At 71.4% G+C, this 23,331-nt stretch carries 19 protein-coding genes and 1 pseudogene; 3 read left to right on the forward strand and 17 right to left on the reverse strand.

Annotated features, from left to right (window positions below):
- Positions 1 to 48: 48 nt before the first annotated feature.
- The 8 genes from secF to pdxT all read right to left on the reverse strand — a co-directional run bounded on the left by secF (position 49) and on the right by pdxT (position 7,729).
- Entirely contained in the window at positions 49 to 1,209 is a 1,161-nt protein-coding gene (gene secF, locus ACFQ2V_RS06305) for a protein translocase subunit SecF (protein ID WP_386051770.1), read from the reverse strand.
- Positions 1,206 to 3,110: a protein translocase subunit SecD gene (secD, locus tag ACFQ2V_RS06310; RefSeq protein WP_386051771.1), complete on the reverse strand. Its 1,905-nt coding sequence runs from the start codon at positions 3,108 to 3,110 to the stop codon at positions 1,206 to 1,208. The genes secF and secD overlap by 4 nt, the downstream gene beginning before the upstream one ends.
- 7 nt (positions 3,111 to 3,117) lie before the next feature.
- Complete coding sequence (gene yajC, locus ACFQ2V_RS06315) at positions 3,118 to 3,483, reverse strand: preprotein translocase subunit YajC (protein WP_386051773.1); 366 nt, start codon at positions 3,481 to 3,483, stop codon at positions 3,118 to 3,120.
- A 252-nt stretch (positions 3,484 to 3,735) separates the two neighbouring features.
- The gene (ruvB, locus tag ACFQ2V_RS06320) at positions 3,736 to 4,863 is read right to left on the reverse strand and encodes a Holliday junction branch migration DNA helicase RuvB (RefSeq protein WP_386051775.1); all 1,128 of its coding nucleotides are present in this window, start codon (positions 4,861 to 4,863) and stop codon (positions 3,736 to 3,738) included.
- Positions 4,860 to 5,462 (reverse strand): Holliday junction branch migration protein RuvA, encoded by a 603-nt coding sequence (gene ruvA / locus ACFQ2V_RS06325; RefSeq protein WP_386051777.1) that lies wholly within the window; start codon positions 5,460 to 5,462, stop codon positions 4,860 to 4,862. Before ruvA ends, ruvB begins: the two co-directional genes overlap by 4 nt.
- Entirely contained in the window at positions 5,459 to 6,127 is a 669-nt protein-coding gene (gene ruvC / locus ACFQ2V_RS06330) for a crossover junction endodeoxyribonuclease RuvC (RefSeq protein ID WP_386051779.1), read from the reverse strand. Before ruvC ends, ruvA begins: the two co-directional genes overlap by 4 nt.
- 136 nt (positions 6,128 to 6,263) lie before the next feature.
- Positions 6,264 to 7,022 carry a YebC/PmpR family DNA-binding transcriptional regulator gene (locus ACFQ2V_RS06335; protein ID WP_386051780.1) on the reverse strand — a complete coding sequence of 253 codons (759 nt, stop codon included), beginning with the start codon at positions 7,020 to 7,022 and terminating at the stop codon, positions 6,264 to 6,266.
- Positions 7,019 to 7,729, reverse strand: a complete 711-nt coding sequence (pdxT, locus tag ACFQ2V_RS06340) for a pyridoxal 5'-phosphate synthase glutaminase subunit PdxT (protein WP_386051782.1) — start codon at positions 7,727 to 7,729, stop codon at positions 7,019 to 7,021. The genes ACFQ2V_RS06335 and pdxT overlap by 4 nt, the downstream gene beginning before the upstream one ends.
- 138 nt (positions 7,730 to 7,867) lie before the next feature.
- Here pdxT and kynU point away from each other — a divergent pair, with 138 nt between their 5' ends.
- Complete coding sequence (kynU, locus tag ACFQ2V_RS06345) at positions 7,868 to 9,121, forward strand: kynureninase (RefSeq protein WP_386051784.1); 1,254 nt, start codon at positions 7,868 to 7,870, stop codon at positions 9,119 to 9,121.
- 381 nt (positions 9,122 to 9,502) lie between these two features.
- Here the strand turns inward: kynU and ACFQ2V_RS06350 are convergent.
- From ACFQ2V_RS06350 to thrS, 9 genes and pseudogenes are all read right to left on the reverse strand, one after another.
- A pseudogene (locus tag ACFQ2V_RS06350) lies at positions 9,503 to 10,306 on the reverse strand (DUF4037 domain-containing protein); the annotation flags it as partial.
- A 41-nt stretch (positions 10,307 to 10,347) separates the two neighbouring features.
- Positions 10,348 to 11,226 carry a pyridoxal 5'-phosphate synthase lyase subunit PdxS gene (gene pdxS / locus ACFQ2V_RS06355; RefSeq protein WP_386052043.1) on the reverse strand — a complete coding sequence of 293 codons (879 nt, stop codon included), beginning with the start codon at positions 11,224 to 11,226 and terminating at the stop codon, positions 10,348 to 10,350.
- A 217-nt stretch (positions 11,227 to 11,443) separates the two neighbouring features.
- The gene (locus ACFQ2V_RS06360) at positions 11,444 to 11,995 is read right to left on the reverse strand and encodes a hypothetical protein (RefSeq protein WP_386051785.1); all 552 of its coding nucleotides are present in this window, start codon (positions 11,993 to 11,995) and stop codon (positions 11,444 to 11,446) included.
- The gene (locus ACFQ2V_RS06365; RefSeq protein WP_386051787.1) at positions 11,992 to 13,161 is read right to left on the reverse strand and encodes a glycosyltransferase family 4 protein; all 1,170 of its coding nucleotides are present in this window, start codon (positions 13,159 to 13,161) and stop codon (positions 11,992 to 11,994) included. Before ACFQ2V_RS06365 ends, ACFQ2V_RS06360 begins: the two co-directional genes overlap by 4 nt.
- Positions 13,158 to 14,150, reverse strand: coding sequence for a phosphatidylinositol mannoside acyltransferase (locus ACFQ2V_RS06370; protein ID WP_386051788.1), 993 nt, complete (start codon positions 14,148 to 14,150; stop codon positions 13,158 to 13,160). The genes ACFQ2V_RS06365 and ACFQ2V_RS06370 overlap by 4 nt, the downstream gene beginning before the upstream one ends.
- The gene (gene pgsA, locus ACFQ2V_RS06375; RefSeq protein ID WP_386051790.1) at positions 14,147 to 14,770 is read right to left on the reverse strand and encodes a phosphatidylinositol phosphate synthase; all 624 of its coding nucleotides are present in this window, start codon (positions 14,768 to 14,770) and stop codon (positions 14,147 to 14,149) included. The genes ACFQ2V_RS06370 and pgsA overlap by 4 nt, the downstream gene beginning before the upstream one ends.
- Before the next feature lie 26 nt (positions 14,771 to 14,796).
- Positions 14,797 to 15,351: an HIT family protein gene (locus tag ACFQ2V_RS06380; protein ID WP_386051792.1), complete on the reverse strand. Its 555-nt coding sequence runs from the start codon at positions 15,349 to 15,351 to the stop codon at positions 14,797 to 14,799.
- 490 nt (positions 15,352 to 15,841) lie between these two features.
- Positions 15,842 to 19,123, reverse strand: coding sequence for a GH92 family glycosyl hydrolase (locus ACFQ2V_RS06385; protein WP_386051794.1), 3,282 nt, complete (start codon positions 19,121 to 19,123; stop codon positions 15,842 to 15,844).
- A gap of 191 nt (positions 19,124 to 19,314) precedes the next feature.
- On the reverse strand, positions 19,315 to 21,312 hold the full coding sequence (thrS, locus tag ACFQ2V_RS06390) for a threonine--tRNA ligase (protein ID WP_386051795.1): 1,998 nt from the start codon (positions 21,310 to 21,312) through the stop codon (positions 19,315 to 19,317).
- Positions 21,313 to 21,480: 168 nt separating this feature from the next.
- On the opposite strand from thrS, the gene ACFQ2V_RS06395 reads away from it, so the two are divergent.
- Positions 21,481 to 22,344, forward strand: coding sequence for a GCN5 family acetyltransferase (locus tag ACFQ2V_RS06395; RefSeq protein WP_386051797.1), 864 nt, complete (start codon positions 21,481 to 21,483; stop codon positions 22,342 to 22,344).
- Entirely contained in the window at positions 22,344 to 23,300 is a 957-nt protein-coding gene (locus ACFQ2V_RS06400) for a GNAT family N-acetyltransferase (protein ID WP_386052044.1), read from the forward strand. The genes ACFQ2V_RS06395 and ACFQ2V_RS06400 overlap by 1 nt, the downstream gene beginning before the upstream one ends.
- Positions 23,301 to 23,331: the final 31 nt, after the last annotated feature.

The raw sequence follows: 23,331 nt of genomic DNA on the forward strand, positions 1-23,331 counted from the left end.
GTCGAGAGCGGAACGCGGACGGGTGGCCCGCGTGGCGGGCCACCCGTGTCAGCGGCGGGACTTGGGAGCGCGCTTCGGCTGGTTGCGCGGGCCCGCGGCCTGGGCGTACTTGTGCACGGGTCGCGGGGCCCCGTCGGGCAGGCCCGCGGTGGCGGCAGCGCCGGTCGAGTCGGACCCGACCGGCACCGGCTCGCCTGCCTCGTCGGAGAGCTCGGGGGCACGCTCGGCGACCGCCTTGGCGCCGTGCCGCGCGACGTACTTGTCGAGCTCGCGGACGGCCGGCTCGTTGCGACGAAGGTCGACGAGCAGCGGGGTGGCGATGAAGATCGACGAGTAGGCGCCGACACCGATACCGATGAAGAGGGCGAGCGACAGGTCGAGCAGCGTGCCGGGGCCCAGCAGCGTGAAGCCGACGACGAGGACGGCCGCGATCGGCAGCAGCGCGACGACCGTGGTGTTGATCGAGCGCACCAGCGTCTGGTTGACGGCGAGGTTGGCCGCCGCCGAGTAGGTCATCCGCTTGGTGCGGAAGGCCTCGGCGGTGTTCTCGCGCACCTTGTCGAAGACGACGACTGTGTCGTAGAGCGAGTAGCCGAGGATCGTCAGGAAGCCGATCATCGACGACGGCGTGATCTCGAACCCGAAGAGGGCGTAGATGCCGACCGTGATGACGAGGTCGTGCAGCAGCGCCACGAGTCCTGCGACGGCCATCTTCCACGTGCGGAAGTAGAGCGCCATCACGATGGTCACGAGGATGAGGAAGACGATGAGGCCCTGGATCGCCTGCTGGCTCACCGACTGGCCCCAGCTCGGCCCGATGAGCGAGGCGCTCACCGAGCTCGTGGGCACCCCGAACTCCTTGGCGAGGGCGGTGGACGCCTCGTCGGTGCGCTCGGAGGCGGCTTCGGACTGAACACGGACGGTGTTCTGGCCGACGATCGTCGACACGACGTTGCCGTCGATGCCGGCGGCGCCGATGGCGGTCTGCGCCTTCTGCTCGTAGTCCTGGCTGTTCGTCACACCCTGCACGCGGAACTCCGAGCCACCGCTGAACTCGATGCCGAAGTTGAGGTGCTTGACGAAGATGCCGACGAGGGCGAGTGCGATGAGCACGGCCGAGACGGCGTACCAGGTCTTCTGGCGCTTGATGAACTCGATCGAGCGCTTGCCCGTGTAGAGGTCGTTGCCGACCTGAGCGAAGTTGATCATGCCTGGGCCTTCCCCTCGGCGACGCGGGCCGAGCCCACGGTGGCGGGCGGGCGCTGGGTGCCGGCCGTCCCGAACTGGCCGCGGCCGCGGTAACGGAGGGTCTCCTTGGCGCCGAGGCGCTGCGGGTCGAGACCCGACCACCTGTGGCCACCGCCGAAGAACTTCGTGCGGGCGAGCAGCTGCACCGTCGGGTGGGTGAAGAGCATCACGACCGCGAGGTCGATGAGCGTCGTCAGGCCGAGGGTGAAGGCGAAGCCGCGCACGTTGCTCGAGGCGAGGAAGTAGAGCACGCCGGCAGCGATGAAGTTGACGGCGTCGGCCGCGATGATCGTCCGCCGTGCGCGCTTCCAGCCCGTCTCGACGGCAGCGACGAGCGGACGCCCGTCGCGCACCTCGTCGCGGATGCGCTCGAAGTAGACGATGAAGCTGTCGGCGGTGACACCGATCGCGACGATGAGGCCGGTGACCCCGGCCATCGTCAGGCGGAAGCCGTGCGTCGTGCCGAGCACCGTGACCGCGAGGTAGGTGATAACCGACGCGACGACGAGCGAGGCGACGGTGACGAACCCGAGGGCGCGGTACTGCAACAGCGAGTAGACGACGACGAGCAGCAGGCCGACGAACCCGGCGAGCAGGCCGATGCGCAGCTGCTCCTCACCGAGCTGGGGCGTGATGTTGTCCTGCGTCTGCAGCGCGAACGAGATGGGCAGGGCGCCGAACTTCAGCTGCTCGGCGAGCTGCTTGGCCGAGTCGATGGTGAACGACCCGGTGATCGAGGCGCGACCGTCGGAGATGACGGCACGGGCCTGCGGTGCCGTGATGACGCTCTTGTCGAGCACGACGGCGAACTGGTCGAGCGGCGGCTCGGACTGCAGCCCGTAGAGGCGCTTGGTGACGGCCGCGAACTTGGCCTTACCGGTGTCCTTGAACGACAGCGCGACCTCGACGATCGAGGTGGGCTGGCCGTTCGGGCCGGGCTGGTAGCCGCTGCTCGCGTCGGCGATCTCGCTGCCGTTGATCTCGCTCGGACCGAGGACGTACTTCGTCGTGCGGTCGTCGCCGCAGGTGGCGATCGGCTGGTCGGGGTCGTCGACGATCTTGTCGATGGCGCCCGGGGTCGAGCAGTTCAGCGCGACGTACTGCTTGGCGACCTTGGTCGCTGCCTCGTCGGCCTTGGCTTGGGCCCAGCCGATACCCGTGAGGCCCTTGACGGCCTGGGCCTTGACGGCGGCCTCGGTCTGCGCCTCGGTGGGCGCAGCCGGCGCGGTGGTCGTTGCGGCGGGGGCCGGCGTGGTGGGCTTCGCGGTGGCCGTGCCGGTGGGTGTCGCCGGGGTCGTGGCCGCACGCAGGGCGTCGGGAACGGCGCCGTTCTGGGCCGTCGCGGACGTCGACGGGGTCGCGGCGCCCGTGGCGGAGGGCGTGCCGGTGGCAGGGGTGGTCGCGGTGCCGGTCGGGGTCGGGGTGCCGGTGGCGCCACCGCCCGGCTTGACCTGCGTCGCGTTGGTGTCGAGCGCCTGGACGTACACGGCGCGGAACCGCAGCTGCGACGGCTTGCGGATGGCGTCGAGCTGCTCCGGTGACGGCGACCCCGGGATCGACACGACGATGTTCTGGCCGCCCTGGGTGGCGATCTCGGCCTCGGAGACGCCGTTGGCGTCGATGCGCTGGCGGATGATGTCGACCGCGCGGTTGACCTGGCCCTCGTTGATCTTCTCGGTGCCGACGAGGACGGGCTGGAGCACGAGCTCCGTGCCGCCCTCGAGGTCGAGGCCCAGCCTCGGGGTGGCCGAGCCGCCACCCCACGCGGTGAGGCCGCCGACGAGGCCGCCGAGGCCGAGGATGACGACGATCAGCGCCAGGAGGCTGCGTCTCGCCGACTTCTTGGTGGAGCTGCGTGCCACGAAACCCTCACTGACCGTTCTGCTGCGGACCGGGAGCGTCCGTGGCGTCGTCGGGCACGGTGTCGTTGCCCGTGGTGCCCTGCGCCGCCGGCGCGCCGGGCGTCGAGGCGGCGTCGGCCTGCTTCATCGCGATGGCCCGGCGGTCGAAGCGGACCGTGGTGCCCTCGGCGATCTCGAGCCAGGCGGTGCTGTCGTCGAGGTGCTTGACGGTGCCGTACACCCCGGACGAGGTGACCACGTGGTCGCCGACGTTGAGCGACGAGCTGAACTCGCGCATCTGCTTCATCCGCTTGTTCTGGGTAAAGAACAGCCAGCCCAGCAGCAGCAGGGGCAGCGCGAAAATCAGCAACGAGAAGGCCCCGTTGTTGTTCATGTCAGCTCAGTCCTTCGTGTCTTCGTCGGTTGTCTGGCGCACACCTCGACCCTTCGGTTCGGGTCGGGTCTCGCGTCAACGACCGGGAGCACCGGATGGTGCCGCGGCAGCGGCGATGGTGCCCGCAGGAGTCTACGTGCGCCGGTGCAGTTTGTCAGACCAAGGGAGGCCTCGCGACGCAAGCCCGTGTCACGTTTTGGTCGCGCCCGAGGGGGCCACCCGCCGCCCCGCGGCGCCCGCTGGATCGGGGCGTCACGAGTCGAAACGGCCTCCGCCGGACTCCTCGATGGGCAGGGTCGCGGACCACATCGACTGCGCGTCGACAGCGGGTGTGAGGCCGAGGTGCTCCCAGGCGAGCGTCGAGGCGGCCCGTCCGCGCGGCGTACGCACCATGAAACCCTCGCGCACGAGGTAGGGCTCGGCGACGGTCTCGACGGTGTCGGGCTCCTCCCCCACGGCCACCGCGAGGGTCGAGAGACCGACCGGTCCACCGTTGAACCGGCGGCAGAGCGCCTCCAGGACAGCGCGGTCGAGACGGTCGAGCCCGCGCTCGTCGACGTCGAAGAGCTCGAGGGCCTGCCGGGCGGCAGCGTGGGTGACCCGGCCGTCGCCGTGCACCTGGGCCCAGTCACGTACGCGTCGCAGCAGGCGGTTGGCGATGCGGGGGGTGCCGCGCGAGCGGAGCGAGATCTCGCGGATGCCGTCGTCGTCGGCGTCGAGCCCGAGCAGCCGGGCCGACCGGTGCAGGATCGTCACGAGGTCGGCGGCCGTGTAGTAGTCGAGGTGTCCGGTGAAGCCGAACCGGTCGCGCAGCGGGGCCGGCAGCAGGCCGGCCCGCGTCGTCGCCCCGACGACCGTGAACGGCGGCAGCTCCAGCGGGATCGCCGTCGCGCCCGGGCCCTTGCCGATGATGACGTCGACGCGGAAGTCCTCCATCGCGAGATAGAGCATCTCCTCGGCGGAGCGCGACATGCGGTGGATCTCGTCGAGGAAGAGCACCTCGCCCTCCGCGAGCGAGGAGAGGACCGACGCGAGGTCTCCGGCGTGCTGGATCGCCGGCCCGGACGTGATGCGGATCGGCTGCTCGAGCTCGCTCGCGACGATCATGGCCAGCGTCGTCTTGCCGAGGCCGGGCGGACCGGAGAGCAGCACGTGGTCAGGCGGGGTGCCGCGGCGCCGCGCCGCCTTGAGGACGAGGCCGAGCTGCTCACGCACGCGGGGCTGCCCGGGAAAGTCGTCGAGGCGCTTGGGCCGCAGCGCCGCCTCGACCTGGCGCTCGTCGGTGTCGCTGCCGGCGTCGACGATGCGGGCGGTCGCGTCGTAGCCGTCGTGCCAGGTGTCGGGCGCCTCGTCGACGTCCCAGGAGCGGTCGACGCTCATCGTCCGAGCTCCTGCAGGGCGGCCCGCAGCAGGGCGGAGACACCGGCACCGTCGGCGGCCAGCGGGGCGACCTTGTCGAGCGCGTCGTCGGCCTGACGAGCCGTCCAGCCGAGCCCGACGAGGGCCTCGCCCACCTGCTCGCGCCACGCCTCGCCGGTGTCCAGGGCGACGGGCTCGGCCACGCCGCCCGTGCCCGGTAGCGCGCCGAGCTTGTCCTTGAGCTCGAGAACCAGGCGCTCGGCGCCCTTCCTGCCGATGCCGGGCACCTTGGTCAGGGCGACGAGGTCGCCCGTGCCGAGCGCCACCCGGACCGCGTCGGGCGTGTGCACGGCGAGGACTGCCAGGGCGAGCCGCGGCCCGACGCCCGAGACGGTCTGTACCGTCTCGAAGACGTGCTTCTCGTCGTCGGTGGCGAAGCCGTAGAGGGTCAAGGAGTCCTCGCGGACGACGAGGCTGGTGGCCAGCTCGGTGGGCTGCCCGAGCCGCACCGACGTCGCCGTCGCGGGCGTCGTGTGAACGAGCATGCCGACGCCGCCGACGCCGACCACGACGGAGTCGAGGCCGACCTTGAGAACGGTGCCGGAGAGCGAGGCGATCATCGGGGTTGGGCTCCAGGGTCGGTCGGGCTCGGGCGCGACTGCGGGGCCGAGCGTGCGGATCGGGCGGCGGCAGCGGTGCGCAGGCGCCGCTCGGCGGGTGCCCCAGCACGAGGAAGTCGACGGGGTATGCCGCCGCCCCCGGTGCCCGTACGCGCGAGCACGTCGAGGCGGGCCTGCTCGAGCCGGCTCTGGGTGCCGCCGCGCCAGACGTGGCAGATCGCGAGCGCCAGGGCGTCGGCGGCGTCGGCCGGCTTCGGCGGGGTGTCGAGCCCGAGCAGCCTCGTCACCATCGTGGTCACCTGCGCCTTGTCGGCGCGGCCGCTGCCGCTCACCGCGGCCTTGACCTCGGTGGGCGTGTGGAGCGTGACGGGCAGCCCGAGCCGCTCGGCGAGGATCATGACGATGCCGGTGACCTGGGCGGTGCCCATGACGGTCGAGACGTTGGTGTCGGCGAAGACCCGCTCGATGGCGACGGCCTGGGGCCGGTGCCGCTCGAACCACTGCCGCATCTCGTCCTCGACGGCGACGAGGCGCTTCGGCGTCGGGTCGCTCGACGGCGTGCGGATGACGCCGACCTCGACGAGCGACAGCCGCCGCCCCGGCACGCCGTCGACGACACCGACGCCGCAGCGGGTCAGGCCGGGGTCGACCGCGAGGACGCGCACGGCATACCTCCTGGGCTGCGGGTCGGACGGCGAGCTGATGCGAACAGGTGTTCGGGACAACGCTAACCGCCCTCCCCCGAAAGGACGGGAGGCACGCCGGTCACCGGCGTGCCTCCGCGGCTCGGCTCCGCCGAGCTCACTCCTCTTCGTCGAGCTGGGCCAGCACGTCGTCGGGGATGTCGCCGTTGGCGAAGACGTTCTGCACGTCGTCGCTGTCCTCGAGCGCCTCGATGACACGGATCATCTTCTTCGCGCCGTCGAGGTCGAGCGGGACCTGCAGGTTCGGGACGAACGAGGCCTCGGCCGACTCGTAGTCGATGCCGGCGTCCTGGATGGCCTTGCGGACCGCGACGAAGTCGGTGGCCTCGGAGATGATCTCCCAGGTGTCGCCGTTGTCGTTGACCTCCTCGGCGCCCGCCTCGAGCACGACCTCGAGGATGTCGTCCTCGGAGCCGGCCTCCTTGTGGACGGTCACGACACCCTTGCGGTTGAAGACGTAGGACACCGACCCCGGGTCGGCCAGCTGGCCACCGTTGCGGGTCAGTGCCGTGCGCACCTCGGCGGCGGCGCGGTTGCGGTTGTCGGTGAGGCACTCGATGAGCACCGCGACACCGTTGGGTGCGTAGCCCTCGTACATGATCGTCTGCCAGTCGGCCGCACCGGCCTCGGCGCCGGAGGCGCGCTTGACCGCACGGTCGATGTTGTCGTTGGGCACCGACGTCTTCTTCGCCTTCTGGATGGCGTCGTAGAGGGTCGGGTTGCCGGTGGGGTCAGCGCCGCCCTGACGGGCCGCGACCTCGATGTTCTTGATGAGCTTGGCGAAGAGCTTGCCGCGCTTGGCGTCCTTGGCCGCCTTCTGGTGCTTCGTGGTGGCCCATTTGGAGTGGCCGCTCATGCAGTGTCCTCGCGTTCCGGTGACTGGCTGGCACCGGACTGCTGGAGTCGGTGCGCTCTGACGATCGAGACGAACTCGGCGTGGATCCGGCGGTCGCCACCCACCTCGGGGTGGAACGAGGTGGCCATGAGGTTGCCCTGCCGGACCGCGACGATCCTACCGGCGGCGGCGCCCTCGCTCACGCGGGCGAGCACCTGCACGTCCGCGCCGGCCTCCTCGACCCAGGGTGCGCGGATGAAGACGGCGTGCACGGTGCCGCTCGAGTCGGGGTCGGACCACACGTACTCGAGGTCCTGCTCGAACGAGTCGACCTGGCGGCCGAAGGCGTTGCGGCGGACCGTGACGTCGAGACCCCCGAGCGTCTGCTGGTCGGGTCGGGCGTCGACGATGCGGTCGGCGAGCATGATCATCCCGGCGCACGAGCCGTACGCGGGCATGCCCTCGGCGATGCGGCGCACCAGGGGTTCCCGCAGCTCGAAGGCGCGCACGAGCTTGTCCATGACGGTCGACTCGCCGCCGGGGATGACGAGACCGTCGATCTGCTCCACCTCGGACGGTCTGCGCACGGTGACGGCCTCGGCCCCGAGCGCGGTCAGGGCGGCGAGGTGCTCGCGCACGTCGCCCTGCACGGCGAGGACGCCGATCCGCACCGTCTGGGCGGGTGCAGGCTGGGTGACGGTCTCGCCGCTCGTGGTCGTGGTGCTCACCGGGCAAGCGTAGGGCGGGCCGGCGGCCAGTTCGTCGCGGGGCCTCGCGATGCCCGAGGGCGACGAACCGTCTGGGATGCGAGACGATCCCGGGAGGTCCCCTGACATCTCCTCGCGGCCACCGGCTACGTTGCGGCCATGACGACGGTGCAGACCCACGACGCCCTTCTCGCCCGCGCCGAACGCGCCGACGCCGAGTCGCCCCTTCGGGGAACGCGCGACCTCTTCGACCTGCCCGACGGCCTCATCTACCTCGACGGCAACTCGCTCGGAGCCCTCCCCCGTGCCGTGCCGGCCGTCGTCGACGACGTCATGCACCGGCAGTGGGGCGAGCGCCTCATCCGTTCGTGGAACGAGGCCGACTGGTGGGGTGCCCAGACACGCGTCGGCGACGCCGTGGGCCACATCGTCGGGGCCGCACCCGGCCAGGTCGTCGTCACGGACTCGACCTCGGTCAACCTCTTCAAGGCGGTGGTCGGAGCCGGGCGTCTGCGCCCGGGACGCCACGTGGTGCTCACCGACCCCGACTCGTTCCCCACCGACCTCTACATGACCGAGTCGGCCGCCGCGCTGGCCGGGTTGGAGGTCCGGCGCGTCCACCCGCGGGACGCCGTGGCCGCGATCGCCGAGATCGGCGAGGCCCTGGCCCTGGCGTCGTACTCGAGCGTCGACTATCGCACCGGTGAGGTGTGGGACCTCCGCGCCATCACCTCGGCCGCCCACGCGGTCGGTGCGCTGGCCTGCTGGGACCTGTGCCACTCGGCGGGGGTGCTCGAGGTCGACCTCGACGCCGGAGGCGCCGACCTGGCCGTCGGCTGCGGCTACAAGTACCTCAACGGCGGTCCGGGTGCGCCGGCCTTCCTCTACGTGGCGCAGCGCCACCAGGACGACTTCGACCAGCCGCTCACCGGCTGGCAGGGCCACGCACGCCCGTTCGAGATGAGGCCCGACTACGAGCCGGCCCCCGGCATCACGCGTGCCCGGGTCGGCACTCCGCCGCTGCTGTCGGTGCTGGCCCTCGAGGCCGCGCTCACCGCGTACGACGGGCTCTCCCCCGCCGACGTGCGCGCCGTGTCGCTGTCGGTGACCGGCACGTTCGTCGACGCCCTCGACGAGCTCGGTGTGGACCTGCCGCTGGCGACGCCGCGCGACCCGGCTCGGCGCGGCTCACAGGTCTCGCTGCGCCACCCCGAGGCGTTCGCCGTGGTGCAGGCGCTCATCGCCCGCGGCGTCATCGGCGACTTCCGCGAGCCCGACATCATTCGGCTCGGCTTCGCCCCCCTCTACGTGACCCACGTCGACGCCGTCCGGGCCGCCGTGCACGTCAAGGAGGTGCTCGACGGGCGCGAGTACGAGCGGCCCGAGTTCGCCGAGCGTGGCGCGGTCACCTGACGGATGAACCCCCGAGCGGGGGGCACCTCCGCGAGGCCGTCGACGCGCGGCGTCGACGAGGACGTCGACGTTCTCGCTCCACTGTTCCGCCGACCCGACGCCACGGGGCAGCGCCTGCACGTCAGCGTCGGTCACAGACTCCTCCAGCAGCCGCACCACCTCCTCCCGCACTGCGAGGTACGGCCGGTCCCAGAACGGCTCGATCGGATCGGCCACGGCTGGCAGGCCCGCTGTTCGCTGGATGTCCGTCAGCAGGCGCAGTGCCTCGACGAGGCCCGCCTCACGATCCCTCCAGCTCGTGGTCGAGACGGCCTCGGTCAGCGGTCTTGTGACCGCCGACCCCTCAGGGAGCGCCAGCAGGCTCGTGCCGAGCCACTTCGCGTAGGGCGGCCACCGACGTTCGATCAGGTGCGCGAGGTGCATCGCCACGTGGACCAGCCGGGCCGCGATGACGCGTGAGCCCAGGTCGTCGCCGCGCTCCCCGGTGCGCCCCACGAACGGCAGCTCCTGGCGCAGCCGCGCCCAGTCGGTCGCCACGAGGTGACGCCAGAGGTCGTCGGGATACCAGACGAGCCGACGACGTATGCCGTCCAGCTCGCCGGCGTCGTCGCTGAAGACGGCGCCGGCCGTGGTCTCCAGCACGGCCTGGCCGGTCAGCGAGAGCCAGTCGTCGATGCCCAGGTCGCGTGTCGGGTCGATGCCGAGCCGCGACACAGCGAGGTCGCGCGCCGAGCCGACCTCGACGCGGTGTCGGACGACGGGGTCCCACGACGTCGCGAACCGCACCGGGTGGCCGAGGAACGACGCCGGCAGCGTCGCCTCGAGGTGGCTCTCCACCTCGGGCGCCGCCGACGCGGGGACGAGGAGGTTGAGTCGCAGGCCCCAGTCGTGGTCGCGGGACATCGCGTCGTCAAGGCCCAGCACATCCGAGCCGCTGCCGAGCCGGGCGGCGGCACACGGCATCCCGGGCCACCGGCCGCGCACGAGGGGCTCGACGACCTCCGCCCAGTAGGCACGTGACACCTCTGTTCCCGAAGGACCCATGCCCCGATGCTGCCAGCACGGGAACGCGGCCGCTGCCGCGTGGGCACGAAGCGGGGTCAGCACCCCCCCGGACGGTGCACACGCGGGGTGTGCCGGGCGACGACGCACGTGTGCCGCCGCACCCGGTGGGCACGGCGGCATACGTCAGCGGTGGGCCGGGTGGGCCGGGTACGAGCCTGAGGTCACCAGCCTCGCTCGGACAGGCGGTGCGGCTGGGCGATCTCGTCGACGTTGATGCCGACCATGGCCTCGCCGAGGCCGCGCGACACCTTCGCGATGACGTCGGGGTCGTCGTGGAAGGTCGTCGCCTTGACGATGGCCTCGGCGCGCTGGGCCGGGTTGCCCGACTTGAAGATGCCGGACCCGACGAAGACACCCTCGGCGCCGAGCTGCATCATCATCGCGGCGTCGGCCGGGGTGGCGATGCCGCCCGCGGTGAAGAGCACGACGGGGAGCTTGCCGGCCTCGGCGACCTCCTTGACGAGCTCGTAGGGCGCCTGCAGCTCCTTGGCCGCGACGTAGAGCTCGTCCTCGGGAAGGTTCTGGAGGCGGCGGATCTCCTGGCGGATCTGGCGCATGTGCGTCGTCGCGTTGGAGACGTCGCCCGTGCCTGCCTCGCCCTTGGAGCGGATCATCGCCGCACCCTCGGTGATGCGGCGCAGGGCCTCGCCGAGGTTGGTGGCGCCACAGACGAAGGGCACGGTGAACTGCCACTTGTCGATGTGGTTCGCGTAGTCGGCCGGGGTGAGCACCTCGGACTCGTCGACGTAGTCGACGCCGAGGCTCTGGAGCACCTGCGCCTCGACGAAGTGGCCGATGCGGGCCTTGGCCATGACGGGGATCGAGACGGCCTCGATGATGCCGTCGATCATGTCGGGGTCGCTCATGCGCGACACACCGCCTTGGGCGCGGATGTCGGCGGGGACGCGCTCGAGGGCCATGACGGCGACGGCGCCGGCGTCCTCGGCGATCTTCGCCTGGTCGGGCGTGACGACGTCCATGATGACGCCGCCCTTGAGCATCTCGGCCATGCCGCGCTTGACGCGGGTCGTGCCCTTCATGCTCGTGCCGGTCTGCTGGTCAGCCGCGGGCGTGCTGCCCGTGGTCGGGGTGGAGCTCACGATGTCCTGCTTTCCCGTGATCTTGGGCTGGGGATGCACACAGGGTAGGCCCACCCGGGCACTGCGCACGACACGGTCCGTTCCCGCCCGCACGAGCGCTGGCGGGCTGTGACGCAGGTCGCTCGTTCCGGCGGCTGCAGGCGGCTGCAGCCGCCGGTCAGGCGACCACGAGGTGCTCGGGAGCCTCGTCGTTGAACTCGACGGTGCGTGGCAGCGGTGTGTGGCCGGCCAGGTGGAACACCCGGATGGCCCACTTGCGGCGAACCCGCCGGACGTCGGTGACGGCGTCGTTGTGGAAGCGACGCGCCAGCTGCACACGGGTGCACGCCGAGCTGAGACGGGCGAGGACGTCGGTGCCCAGGGCCGTGGCCTTGAGGTCGGCGACGGTCTCGGGGGTCAGGGCGACGTCGAGGGCCTCGGTGAGGTCGTTCTCGGCGAGCTCGCGGGCGCCTCCGTGCTCGGAAGGTGCCTCCAGCGAGCCTGCCGCGGCGTTGGCGAGGATGAGCGAGGTCGCGCCGTCGAGCAGCCCGCTGTTGGCGAGCTCGACGGCGGCCTCGGCCCGGCGCACCAGCCGGGCGTCCAGCGCCGCCAGGGTGCCGCTCAGGCGCACGTGGAGCCGGTCGAGCCGCGCCGCCGTGTAGCTGAGGTACCACGCGATGACGACGAGGACGAAGAGGACCGCGAAGACCCAGGAGAGGACCTCGCTCACCGGGCACCCCCGCGCAGGAAGCGGTTCCAGCGGCCTTGCGGTGGTGTGGCGGCGGCGCGTCCCTCGATGACCGTCTCGTAGACGGCGAGGATCTTGTCGGCCACGACCGACCAGTCGAAGATGCGGGCACGCAGCTGGCCGGCCTCCGCCAGCGAGGCCCGCCGCTCGGGGCTGCGGAGCAGCTCGACGAGGGTGCGCGCGAGGTCGTCGGGCTGCTCGTTGGCGAACATCGCACCCGCGCTGCCACCGTCGAGCACGCGGGAGAAGGCCGACAGGTCGCTCGCCAGCACGCAGGCTCCGGCACTCATGGCCTCGATGAGGATGATGCCGAAGCTCTCGCCGCCGGTGTTCGGGGCGACGTAGACGTCGACCGACGCCAGCAGCGAGGCCTTGTCGTCGTCGGAGACGGCGCCGAGGAACTCGCACGCGCCGACGACCTCGGGAGGCCAGCCCTCAGTCACCTCGTCGGGGTCGCCGGGGCCCGCGACGAGAACCCGGAGCCCCGGCACGGCCTTGACGACGGCGGGCAGCGCGGCGGCGAGGACCGGCAGCCCCTTGCGGGGCTCACCCATCCGTCCGAGGAACGCGATGGTCGGCGCGGCGGGCGTGCCGATCCAGGCCGACCGCCGTGGCGCCGAGGCGAACCGGTCGACGTAGACCCCGTTGGGGATGACGACGGCGTCGCCGCCCACGTGCGTGGTGACCGTGCGGCGGGCGTCCTCGCTCACCGCGATACGGCCCGCGATCTTCTCCAGGCTGGGCCGGATGATGGGGTATGCCGTCTGCATCGTGCGCGAGCGCAGCATCGACGTGTGGAACGTCGCCACGATGGGGCCGTCGGCCGCCATGAGCGCGAGCACGCTCACGCTGGGCGTCACGGGCTCGTGCAGGTGGAGCACGTCGAACTCGCCCTGGTCGAGCCAGCGCCCCACCTTGGACGCCGTCACCGGCCCGAAGTTGAGGCGCGCGACGGAGCCGTTGTAGCGCACGGCCGTGGCGCGGCCGGCCGACGTGACGTACTCGGGCAGCTCGGTGTCGCTGTCCGCGGGCGCGAGAACCGAGACCTCGTGCCCCTGTCCGATGAGGTGCCCGGCGAGATCGCGGACGTGGAACTGCACCCCGCCCGGGACGTCGAAGGAGTACGGGCAGACGATGCCGATCCTCATGGCGTGGCCCGGGTGCTGGCAGCCGCGGCGGTGGGGTCGTGCACGGGATCCTTGGTGGGGTCGAGGTCGTCGACGAAGACCCGCTGCAGCATGTGCCAGCTCGACGTGTGCTCGCGGATCGTGACGGCGAGGTGGTCCGCGCACTGCTGGATGAGGTCGGCGGCCTTCGCCCCCGTCGGGCCCTCGACCCGTGGCACGAGCCGTTCGCTGAACTCGATGACGGTGCGGTGGCCGCCGAGCCCCTCGCCGCGCGGTGCCTTCTCGTACCAGATGCGGGCGGCGTAGAGCGGCACGCCCGTCATCAGCGAGAGCACGGCGGGTCCCTTGGCCATGCGTGCGCGGTGCCCGAGCAGGTCGACCTCGACGCCGCCGTTGGTGAGGTCGCGGTCGGCGGCCAGGGCGATGATCCGGCCTCCGCCGCGGGCTGCGGAGAGCAGCCCGTGGAAGGGGTCGTCGCCGCCGGTCAGCGGGATGATGTCCATGTCGATCAAGCGCCGGAAGGTGACGAACTCCTGGTAGACCTCCTCGGGCTTCAGCCGTTCGGCGACGGTCGTCACCGGCATGAGGTTGCCCGCCGACCACGCCGCTGCGAGGTCGAAGTTGCCGAGGTGGCCGACGAAGACGACGACCGCCTCGCCGCGTGCCGACAGCTCGGCGACCTCGTCGGCGCCCTTCGTGACGACGGCGCGGTCGATCTGCCCGCGCTGCAGCGACGGGAGTCGGAACGCCTCGCAGTAGTAGCGCATGTAGGAGCGCATCCCTGCCGTCACGAGGTCGTCGAGCTCGCGCTCGCCCAGCTCGGGGCGTACGCGCCGGTAGTTGGAGCGCAGCCGCTGGATCCCCTTGCCGCCGCGGCGCACGGCGAGGTCTGCCACGCGGTCGAAGAGGCCGTATGCCGCCCACTCCGGGAGGGCGCGTACGGCCGACCAGCCGACCTTGAAGCCGAGCACGCTGACGGTGTCGGTGGCCCGGCGCACGACGGAGGTCACGTGTTGACCTCACCCGAGGCGAGAGCCTGGCGACGCACGGTGACCATGCGCTGCAGCACGGTCACGAAGCTGGCGACCGCCAGCAGGCCGAGCACGACACCGAGGAGCAGCGTCGAGCTGAGGAGATCGGCGAAGAAGGCCGCGACGAGCACCGCCACGAGCCGGTCGGCCCGCTCGGCGATGCCGACGTCGGCCGTGTAGCCGAGCCCCTCGGCGCGTGCCTTGGCGTAGGAGACGACGCTGCCGAGGATCAGGCAGGCGAGTGCGAGGCCCGCCATCCAGAAGTTCGCGCCCGGGCCGGCGTAGTAGAGCACGAGGCCACCGAAGATGGCGCTGTCACCGATGCGGTCGAGGGTCGAGTCGAGGTAGGCACCCCACTTGCTCGAGCGCCCGGACTCGCGGGCCATGATCCCGTCGACGTTGTCGGAGAAGACGAACGCCGTGATGACGAGGACGCCGACCCAGATGTTGCCGCGGGGGAAGAAGGCCAGCGCTCCGACGCAGACCCCCAACGTGCCGACGATCGTGACGACGTCGGGACTGATGCCCAGACGGAGGAACAGGTGGGCGATCGGTGCGAGGAGCCGGGTCATCGACGCGCGCAGGAGTCTGTTGAGCATGGTGGTGACAGCGTAACGACCGGGGCTCAGCCTGCGGGCCAGGCGGCCACGAGGCGGGCTCGGGTGTCCTCCAGGAGCACGGGAAGCGCCTTGGTCTGGCCGACGATCGGCAGGAAGTTCGAGTCCCCGCTCCAGCGGGGCACGACGTGCTGGTGCAGGTGTGCGGCGACGCCGGCCCCGGCTACGGCGCCCTGGTTCATCCCGAGGTTGAAGCCGTGCGGCTCGGAGGCCCCCTGCAGCGCACGGATCGCCTGCTTCGTGAGGGCCGTGAACTCCGTCGTCTCCTCGTCTGTGAGCTCGACGTAGAGCGACACGTGACGGTAGGGGCAGACGAGCACGTGGCCGGGGTTGTACGGGAACAGGTTCATCACGACGTAGCAGTGCTCGCCGCGGTGGACGATCAGGCCCTCGGCGTCGGTCTTCTGCGGGGCGGTGCAGAAGGGGCAGCCGCGGCCCGCCGCCTCCGTCGGCTTGTCGCCGAGGATGTAGGCCATGCGGTGCGGCGTCCAGAGCCGCTGGAAGCCGTCCTCGACGTGGGCGAAGTCCTCGGCCAGCTCGGGCGCGCTCCCCTGGTCGGTCATGGTTGTCGATCCTAGGGTGGGGCGCCGGGGAACGTGAGCGGCCCTGCGGTCTCACACACCGCAGGGCCGAACCCCATTCAACCGTGCGGCGGGGCCGAAGCCGAAATCGACACGCCTCGCGGGCGCGGCGGCGCGAGGAGCTGGGCCGGGACGCAGATCAGCCCCGCGGGTGTGAGAGCCGCGGGGCCGAGGTGCCCAGGCGTGCCGGATCGCTGCGGACGGTGCGCTGGGAGACCTGAGAGAGGTGAAGGCCCGGGAAGTATGAGTTCCCGGGCCTTCTGTTCTGTCTCACCGAGGTGAGTCAGAAACCGTTCCGCCGAAGCGGATCGGTAAGGACAGTTCTAGACCACGACGAGGCGTCTGGCAAGAGACGACCAGGGGAATTCTCGCCGCACGTGACCAGAACCGGCGTGTCCCGCCCGACACCCCGTGAAGGGCCGTCAACAGACCCGTCGGCGCACGTCGTCGCCGGACCCGGAACCCGCGTCGGTCAGCCCAGGCTGACGGCGTAGACCTCGAAGCGGTCGTCGCCGGGCAGCGTGATCGACTGCAGCTGCCTGCCCGGGTCGGCGGCCACCGTGGTGCCGAACAGCTGGACGGGCGGCCCGTCGACGCCCGAGCCACCCTTGATGCGGTGGTTCATGGCGATGGCGACCCGGTTGCCGTTGTGGCCGCTGCCCGCCGCCCAGTCGGTCAGCGAGATGGGCACCGACTGCACGCTGCCGTCGGTGTAGGTCAGGCGCAGGGCCGTCGAGACGTCACCGTTGTGGGTCGCCCCGATGACGTGGATCGCACTGCCGCCGGCGGCCCGGACGAGGATGGTCTGCCCACGCCCCTCGACGAAGTTCGGCGTCGTGCCCGAGGTGACCGGGGCGGCATACGTGGTGCCGTTCCACGACCACGTCGCGCCCGTCGGCAGCAGCGCGGCGTCGTAGCTCCAGCCGCTGCTGTCGAAGTTGCCCTCGCTCGGGGACGTCACGGTCGCCGTGCCGTCGTGGTTGCGGGCCGGCGTGAGGTCGAGGGCGCAACCCGTGACTCCGGGCACGCAGTCGAGGGCCTCCTGCAGCTGCACCGTCACCACCTTCGTCACCGGGTCGACCCCCGGGGCAGACGCCGTGACCCGCACCTCATGGGTGCCGACGCCGAGTCCGGCCGGCAGTGTCAGGGTGACGCGCACGGAGGTGCCTGCGGGCACACCGTCGCTGTGCAGCACGACCGCACCGTCACCGCCGCGGCCCACCGTGGCCGACCAGCCCTGCGGGGCTGCGGCGTCGACCTGCACCGGGAGGCTCTTGGGCGCCTGACCGACGAGGTCGACGGACAGCCTCGCCTCCCGGGCCCCGGCCGGCACGACGACGGGGTCGGGGCGCGCCGTCATGGACAGCGACAGGCGCGGGTCGCGGCCGGCCGAGACCGCCGAGGGCGGGACGTCCGCCGGCGTCGTGCCCCATCGGCTCGGCGTGGTGGCCACGGTGTGGGCGAGGGAACCACCTTGGCGCAGGTCGTCCCAGCCGACCCAGCTCTTCGTGCTCTTCACACCGTTGACCGCCAGGGTCTGGACGTAACGCCGCTCGTCGGAGACACCGGGGGCCGTGATGGTGAGCGACCCGCCCTGCCCGCTGCGGACGGACGTCGGCGTGGCCACGTCGATGTCGACCCGCTCGAACTGCGGCGAGCTGACGACGAAGGAGTTCGCGCCGCTCATCGTCGGGTAGAGGCCCCACGAGGAGAAGACGTACCAGGCGCTCATGGTGCCCAGGTCGTCGTTGCCGGTCATGCCGTCGGCGCCGTCGGTGAAGAGGGTGAAGGCGGCTCGGGCCACCGTCGCGATCTTCGCCGGCCGCTGGACCCACGCGTACGTGTAGGGCGCGAGCAGGTCGGGCTCGTTGTTCGGGTTGTACGTCGGCTTGCTGTAGTAGGCGTAGGTCGCCTCGATCCAGTCGGTGCGCGCGGTGCCGGCCGGGTCGGTGAGCAGCTTGTCGTAGGCGAAGAAGTCGTCGAGGCGCTTCTCGGTGGGTGCGCGCCCACCCATGAGCGTGACGAGACCTGCCGGGTCCTGGGGCGCCAGCCACTGGTACTGGTACGAGCCCCCCTCATGGAAGGCGTGCGAGGCCTCGACCGGGTCGTACGGGTCGAGCCACGTGCCGTCGCTCAGTCGCGGCCGGAAGGTCTGCGTGCCCGCGTCCCAGAGGTTCTTGTACCACCCGCTGCGCTCGGTGAGCATCGATGCGTCGGCGGTGTGCCCGAGTGCCCTCGCCATGATCGCCAGGGACGCGTCGGCCGCGGCGTACTCCATCGTGGCGGACGCGGGGTGGGCGCAGTCGTTGTCCCCGCCGTGCGAGACGCAGTCGGTGCCGACGCGCAGGCCGAACGGGATGTAGCCGAGCCTCTCGTAGTAGTGCTGCCCCGACCGCCCGTTGTACTGGCTGTCGGCCGGCGGCTGCTCGGTCGCGTTCTGCTCGAGCAGGGCGTAGGCCTCCGCCTCGTGTCCGGCGAGGAAGCCCTTGCTCCAGCCCTCCACGAGGAAGGGGGTGACCGGGTCGCCGGTCATGATGTTGGTCTCGCTGTTGACGAGCGCCCACCGCGGCAGCCAGCCGCCCTCGCGGCCGATGGCGAGCACCGACAGGTACGACTCGCGCGCGACGTCTGGGGCGAGCATCTCGAGCAGCTGGTTCTGCGGCCGGTAGGTGTCCCAGAGCGAGAAGTTCTGCCGCGGCGTGTAGCCGTCGGCGACGTGGTTCCTCCCGTCCCAGCCGTGGTAGGTCCCGTCGACGTCCGAGGCGAGGTTCGGGTGCATGAGCGAGTGGTAGAGGGCTGTGTAGTACGCGGTGCGCCGCTGCTCGGAACCGCCGGTGATCCGGGCGTGGCCGAGCTGCTGCTCCCACCGCTTGGTGAGGGCGGCGCGGGTCGCGTCGAAGTCGAACCCGTCGCCTGTCTCCTTCGCGAGGTTGGCGCGGGCGCCGTCGGCGCCGGTGTAGCTGAGGCCGACCTTCATCGTCACCGACGTCGTGCCGGACGGGAACGTCACGGCCGCACCGTTGCCGCCGTCCTTGGTCGACGCCTCCCGCGCGCCGGAGGTGAGGGTGGATCCGCTCCAGGTGCCGAATGAGCTGAAGGGGCGGTCGAACTCGGCGCGGAACCACACGGTGTGCTCGTCCTTGCCGGCGCAGAAGTTGCCGTCGTGGATGCGTCCCTCGACGACGCGGTCACCGACGACGTGCACCTCGGAGTCGAAGACCCGCATGTTGGCCTTGCCGGTGTTGAGCAGCACGTTGGCGGCCTTGTCGGCCGGGAAGGTGAACCGCTGCCACCCCGTGCGGTCCGTCGCCGTGAGCTCGGCCCCTACCCCGTAGGTGGGCAGACCGACGCGGTAGTAGCCGGGGCCCGCCTCCTCGTCGGAGTGCGAGTAGCTCGACGCGTAGCGCGAGGGGTCCACGGTCGTGACGGCACCGCTCGTCGGCATGACGGGCAGCTCACCCACGACCGGGCAGCCGACCCCGGAGAGGTGCGTCTGGCTGAAGCCGTAGATCGACTTCTGCGAGTGGTCGTAGCCGCCCTCTCCCCCGGTGTCGGGGCTGACCTGCACCATGCCGAAGGGCGCGCTCGCGCCGGGAAAGGTGTTCCCGTTGTCCTGCGTGCCGATGAACGGGTTGACCGACCCGACGAGGGGTTCGGCGGCCGCGGCCGTCGGTGGCGCCCCGGATGGGAGCACCGGCCCGAGGGCGGTGGCGGCGAGGACGACGGTGCCGAGCGATCTGAGCACGATGCGCATGGACGTTCCTTCACGGGGGACGACGGTGTCGTGCCCGACACTTGTGCCGTCCCGCAGGTCCGGCAACCCGATCCCGTTGTCCTGTCCGATGGACGCGCGACATCGGACAAGAAGGACGTATGCCGCCGGGCGGGGTCACGTTGACGCGGACCCGGCCCGGCGGCATATGTCGTCGGGCGTGCGGGTGGTGCTCAGACCTGGGCGCGGCTCTCGATCGCGGCCAGCACCTCGGCGATGGCGTCGTCGACGGGCACGCCGTTCTTCTGCGACCCGTCGCGGTAGCGGAACGACACGGCACCCGCCGCGCGGTCCTCCTCACCGGCGATGAGCGTGAAGGGCACCTTCGACTTGCTCGCGTTGCGGATCTTCTTCGGGAAGCGGTCGTCGCTCGCGTCGAGCTCGACGCGAACTCCCTTGCGCCGCATGCGATGCAGCACCTCACCGAGGTAGTCGGCGTAGTCCTCGGCGACGGGCACGCCGAGGACCTGCACCGGCGAGAGCCAGACAGGGAACGCACCGGCGTAGTGCTCGACGAGCACCCCGAGGAAGCGCTCGATGGAGCCGAACTTCGCCGAGTGGATCATGACGGGCTGCTGGCGCGAACCGTCGGCGGCCTGATACTCGAGGCCGAAGCGCTCGGGCTGGTTGAAGTCGTACTGGATCGTCGACATCTGCCAGGTGCGCCCGATCGCGTCGCGGGCCTGGACCGAGATCTTCGGGCCATAGAAGGCGGCACCGCCCGGGTCGGGCACCAGCTGCAGGCCTGAGGCGACGGCGACGTCCTCGAGGACCTTCGTGGCGACGGCCCACTGCTCGTCGCTGCCGATGAACTTGTCCTTCTTGTCGCCGTCCTCGTCGCGCGTCGACAGCTCGAGGTAGAAGTCGTCGAGGCCGAAGTCGCGCAGCAGGCTCAGCACGAAGTCGAGCAGGTGCTGGATCTCGGCGGGCGCCTGCTCCGGCGTGACGTAGCTGTGCGAGTCGTCCTGCGTCATGCCGCGCACGCGGGTCAGCCCGTGCACGACGCCCGACTTCTCGTAGCGGTAGACCGACCCGAACTCGAAGAACCGCAGCGGCAGCTCGCGGTAGGAGCGACCGCGGGAGCTGTAGATGAGGTTGTGCATGGGGCAGTTCATCGCCTTGAGCTGGTACTTCGCGCCCTCGAGCTCCATCGGCGGGAACATCGTGTCGGCGTAGTACGGCAGGTGGCCCGAGGTGTGGAAGAGGCCGTCCTTGGTGATGTGCGGCGTGCCGACGTAGTCGAAGCCCTCCTCGATGTGGCGGCGGCGGACGTAGTCCTCCATCTCGCGCTTGATGACGCCGCCCTTGGGGTGGAACACGGGCAGGCCCGAGCCCAGCTCGTCGGGGAAGCTGAAGAGGTCGAGCTCGGCGCCGAGCTTGCGGTGGTCGCGGCGCTCGGCCTCGGCGAGGCGGTCGAGGTAGGCCTTGAGGTCGTCCTTCGTCGGCCACGCGGTGCCGTAGACACGCTGCAGCTGCGGGTTCTTCTCGGACCCGCGCCAGTAGGCGGCGGCGGAGCGCATGAGCTTGAACGCGTTGCCGATGAGCTTGGTGCTCGGGATGTGCGGACCGCGGCACAGATCGCCCCAGGCGCGCGTGCCGTCGCGGCGGATGTTGTCGTAGATCGTCAGCTCGCCGGCCCCGACCTCGACGCCGGCGCCCTCCGCCGCGTCGTCGGCGTTGCCGCCCTTGAGCCCGACGAGCTCGCACTTGTACGGCTCGTGGGCGAGCTCCTCGAGCGCCTCGGCGTCGGTGACCACGCGGCGCTCGAAGGTCTGGCCCTCGTTGACGATCTTCTGCATGGCCTTCTCGAGGGCCTTGAGGTCGTCGGGGTGGAACGGGGTCTCGACGTCGAAGTCGTAGTAGAAGCCGTCGCGGATGGGAGGGCCGATGCCGAGCTTGGCGTCGGCACGCAGCTGCTGCACCGCCTGGGCGAGCACGTGCGCCGTGGAGTGGCGCAGCACCGCGAGGCCGTCCTCGCTGGTGACCGTCACGGGCTCCACGACGTCACCGTCGGACACGACGTGGAAGAGGTCACGCAGCTCGCCGTTGACGCGAGCCACGACGACGTCACGCCCTCCGGCGCCGGCCTCCTCGAGGAGGGCTCCGGCCGTCGTCTGCTCCGTGACCGTTCGCTCGCTCCCGGCGACGGTGACGGTGATCTGTGCAGACACGGTGGGTGCTCCTTCGTGAGTGATCCGACCGTGGCCGGTCGGATCCGTGGCGTTCGCCGTGGGGTGCGGCAGGTGCCCAGCGTATCGACCGAGTCGAGCGGCCCCGTGACGGCATACGAAACCGGTCATTCGGCTGTGCGGGCGCACGGAGGCTCCGATACTGGGCGGATGAAGGTCCCCACGGACGTCGGGGCCATGGGCGTCACGCAGGCAACGGCCCTGGCGGAGTCGGCCGAGGCCGAGTTCATGTACGCCTTCGAGACGGGCGCCCCGCCCTCTGCCCGGAGTGCCCTCGGCATGACAGCGGTGCGGCTCGGTGGCGGCGTGGTCCTGGCGATGGGGGCCGACCCGACGGGCGGCTACTGGAACAAGGCGCTGGGCTTCGGCGTCACCGAGCCGGTGACCGACGCCCTCGTGCGGGCGGTGCTCGAGGTGTACCGCGCGAGCGGCTCGGCGGTGGCCGTGCTCCAGCTGGCGCCGGCGGCACTTCCCGAGGACTGGGACGACATCTGCGGGCGGCACGGCATCGTCGGGGGCACGGTGTGGGCCAAGCTGCTGCGCTCGGCCGGGCCCGAGATCCGCCCGACGACGACGGAGCTGCGGGTCGGGCGGATCGGGCCCGGCGACGTCGACGACTGGTCGCGCGTCTACTGCGCCGGGTTCGAGATGCCCGAGGACCCCGACCTCGTCGCGTTCTTCGGGTCGGGGACCGACGAGGCGCGCGGGTTCCACTCCTTCGGGGCGTGGTCGGGTGACCGGCTCGTCGCGGCGGCCAACCTGCACGTCTCAGGCACCGTGGCGGCGTTCTGCGGTGCGGCGACCCTCCCGGGCGAACGTCGGCGGGGAGCGCAGTCGGCGTTCATGGCCGCTCGCCTCGCCGAGGCCACGCGCCTGGGCTGCGAGTGGATGAGCGCCGAGACGTGGCAGGAGTTCGACGGGCACGTCAACCCGTCGCTGCACAACATGGAGCGGGCCGGCTTCGTGCAGGTGTACGACCGGCGCAACTGGGTCTGGCGCGAGGAGCACGTGTGATGGAGCCCGTGGACGTGGTCGGTTTCGAGGGGCTGTGGTCGCCGGCGGCGCCGGACCCCGACGAGGTGCGCGTGGTGCCGCTCCCCGCGTCACGGCAGCAGGAGGCCGTCGACCTCGTCTGCGAGCGGCTTCCGCACACCACCAGGGGTGAGGCCGGGTGGCACTTCGACGCGCCGGAGGTCTTCGACGGCCTCGCGTCGGTCGAGGCGGTCGACCGCCACGGTGGGATGCTCGGTGTCGGTTTCACCGGCCACCCACGCTTCGCCCCGGACGGGCGGGCGTTCCAACGGGTCGTCGTGGCGCGCGAGCACGAGGGCCGCGGCATCGGCAGGGCCCTGCGGCAGGCTCTGCTCGAACGTCTTCCCGACGCCACGACCGACCTCGTCACCGGCACTTTCGACGACGAGCCCCGCTCGCTCGAGGTCGCCGCGCACTGGGGTTTCGGTGTCGAGGAGCACGCCATCGAGTCGCAGCTCGACCTCGCGGACCTGCCGACGCCCGCTGCTCCCCCCGGCGTGACGCTGCACGACGTGCCGGACCTCGTCTTCGACGACGCCGAGGCCGTCGAGCGCATGCTCCTGACGAGCCAGACGAACCCCGAGGCCGAGCAGGGTTGGGTGTTCGACCTGGCCAGGCTGCGGGCCCTCGTCTCCGACAACGAGACGCCGGTCTGCGTCGTCGCGCGCGTCGACGGCGCGCCCGCCGCGATCACCTTCGGAGGCGTCTCCGGCGCGACCCTGATGATCGCCTACAGCGGCGTGGCGCCCGACCACCGCGGGCGTGGCCTCATGACGCTCGTCAAGCAGCGAGCCCACCTGTCGGCCCGCGCCGTCGGTGCGACGGTGAGCCGCACCGCCAACGAGGAGCACAACCGCGGCATCCGCAGGATCAACGAAGCCCTCGGTTACGTCGTGCACAGCGGCGTGTACCGGATGTCGCAGAAGCTCGCGGGATGAGCTGAGTGAGGGCCGGCCCCGTGCGGCTGGG

The sequence above is a fragment of the Terrabacter terrigena genome, assembly GCF_042676085.1.
Classification (GTDB): domain Bacteria; phylum Actinomycetota; class Actinomycetes; order Actinomycetales; family Dermatophilaceae; genus Terrabacter; species Terrabacter terrigena.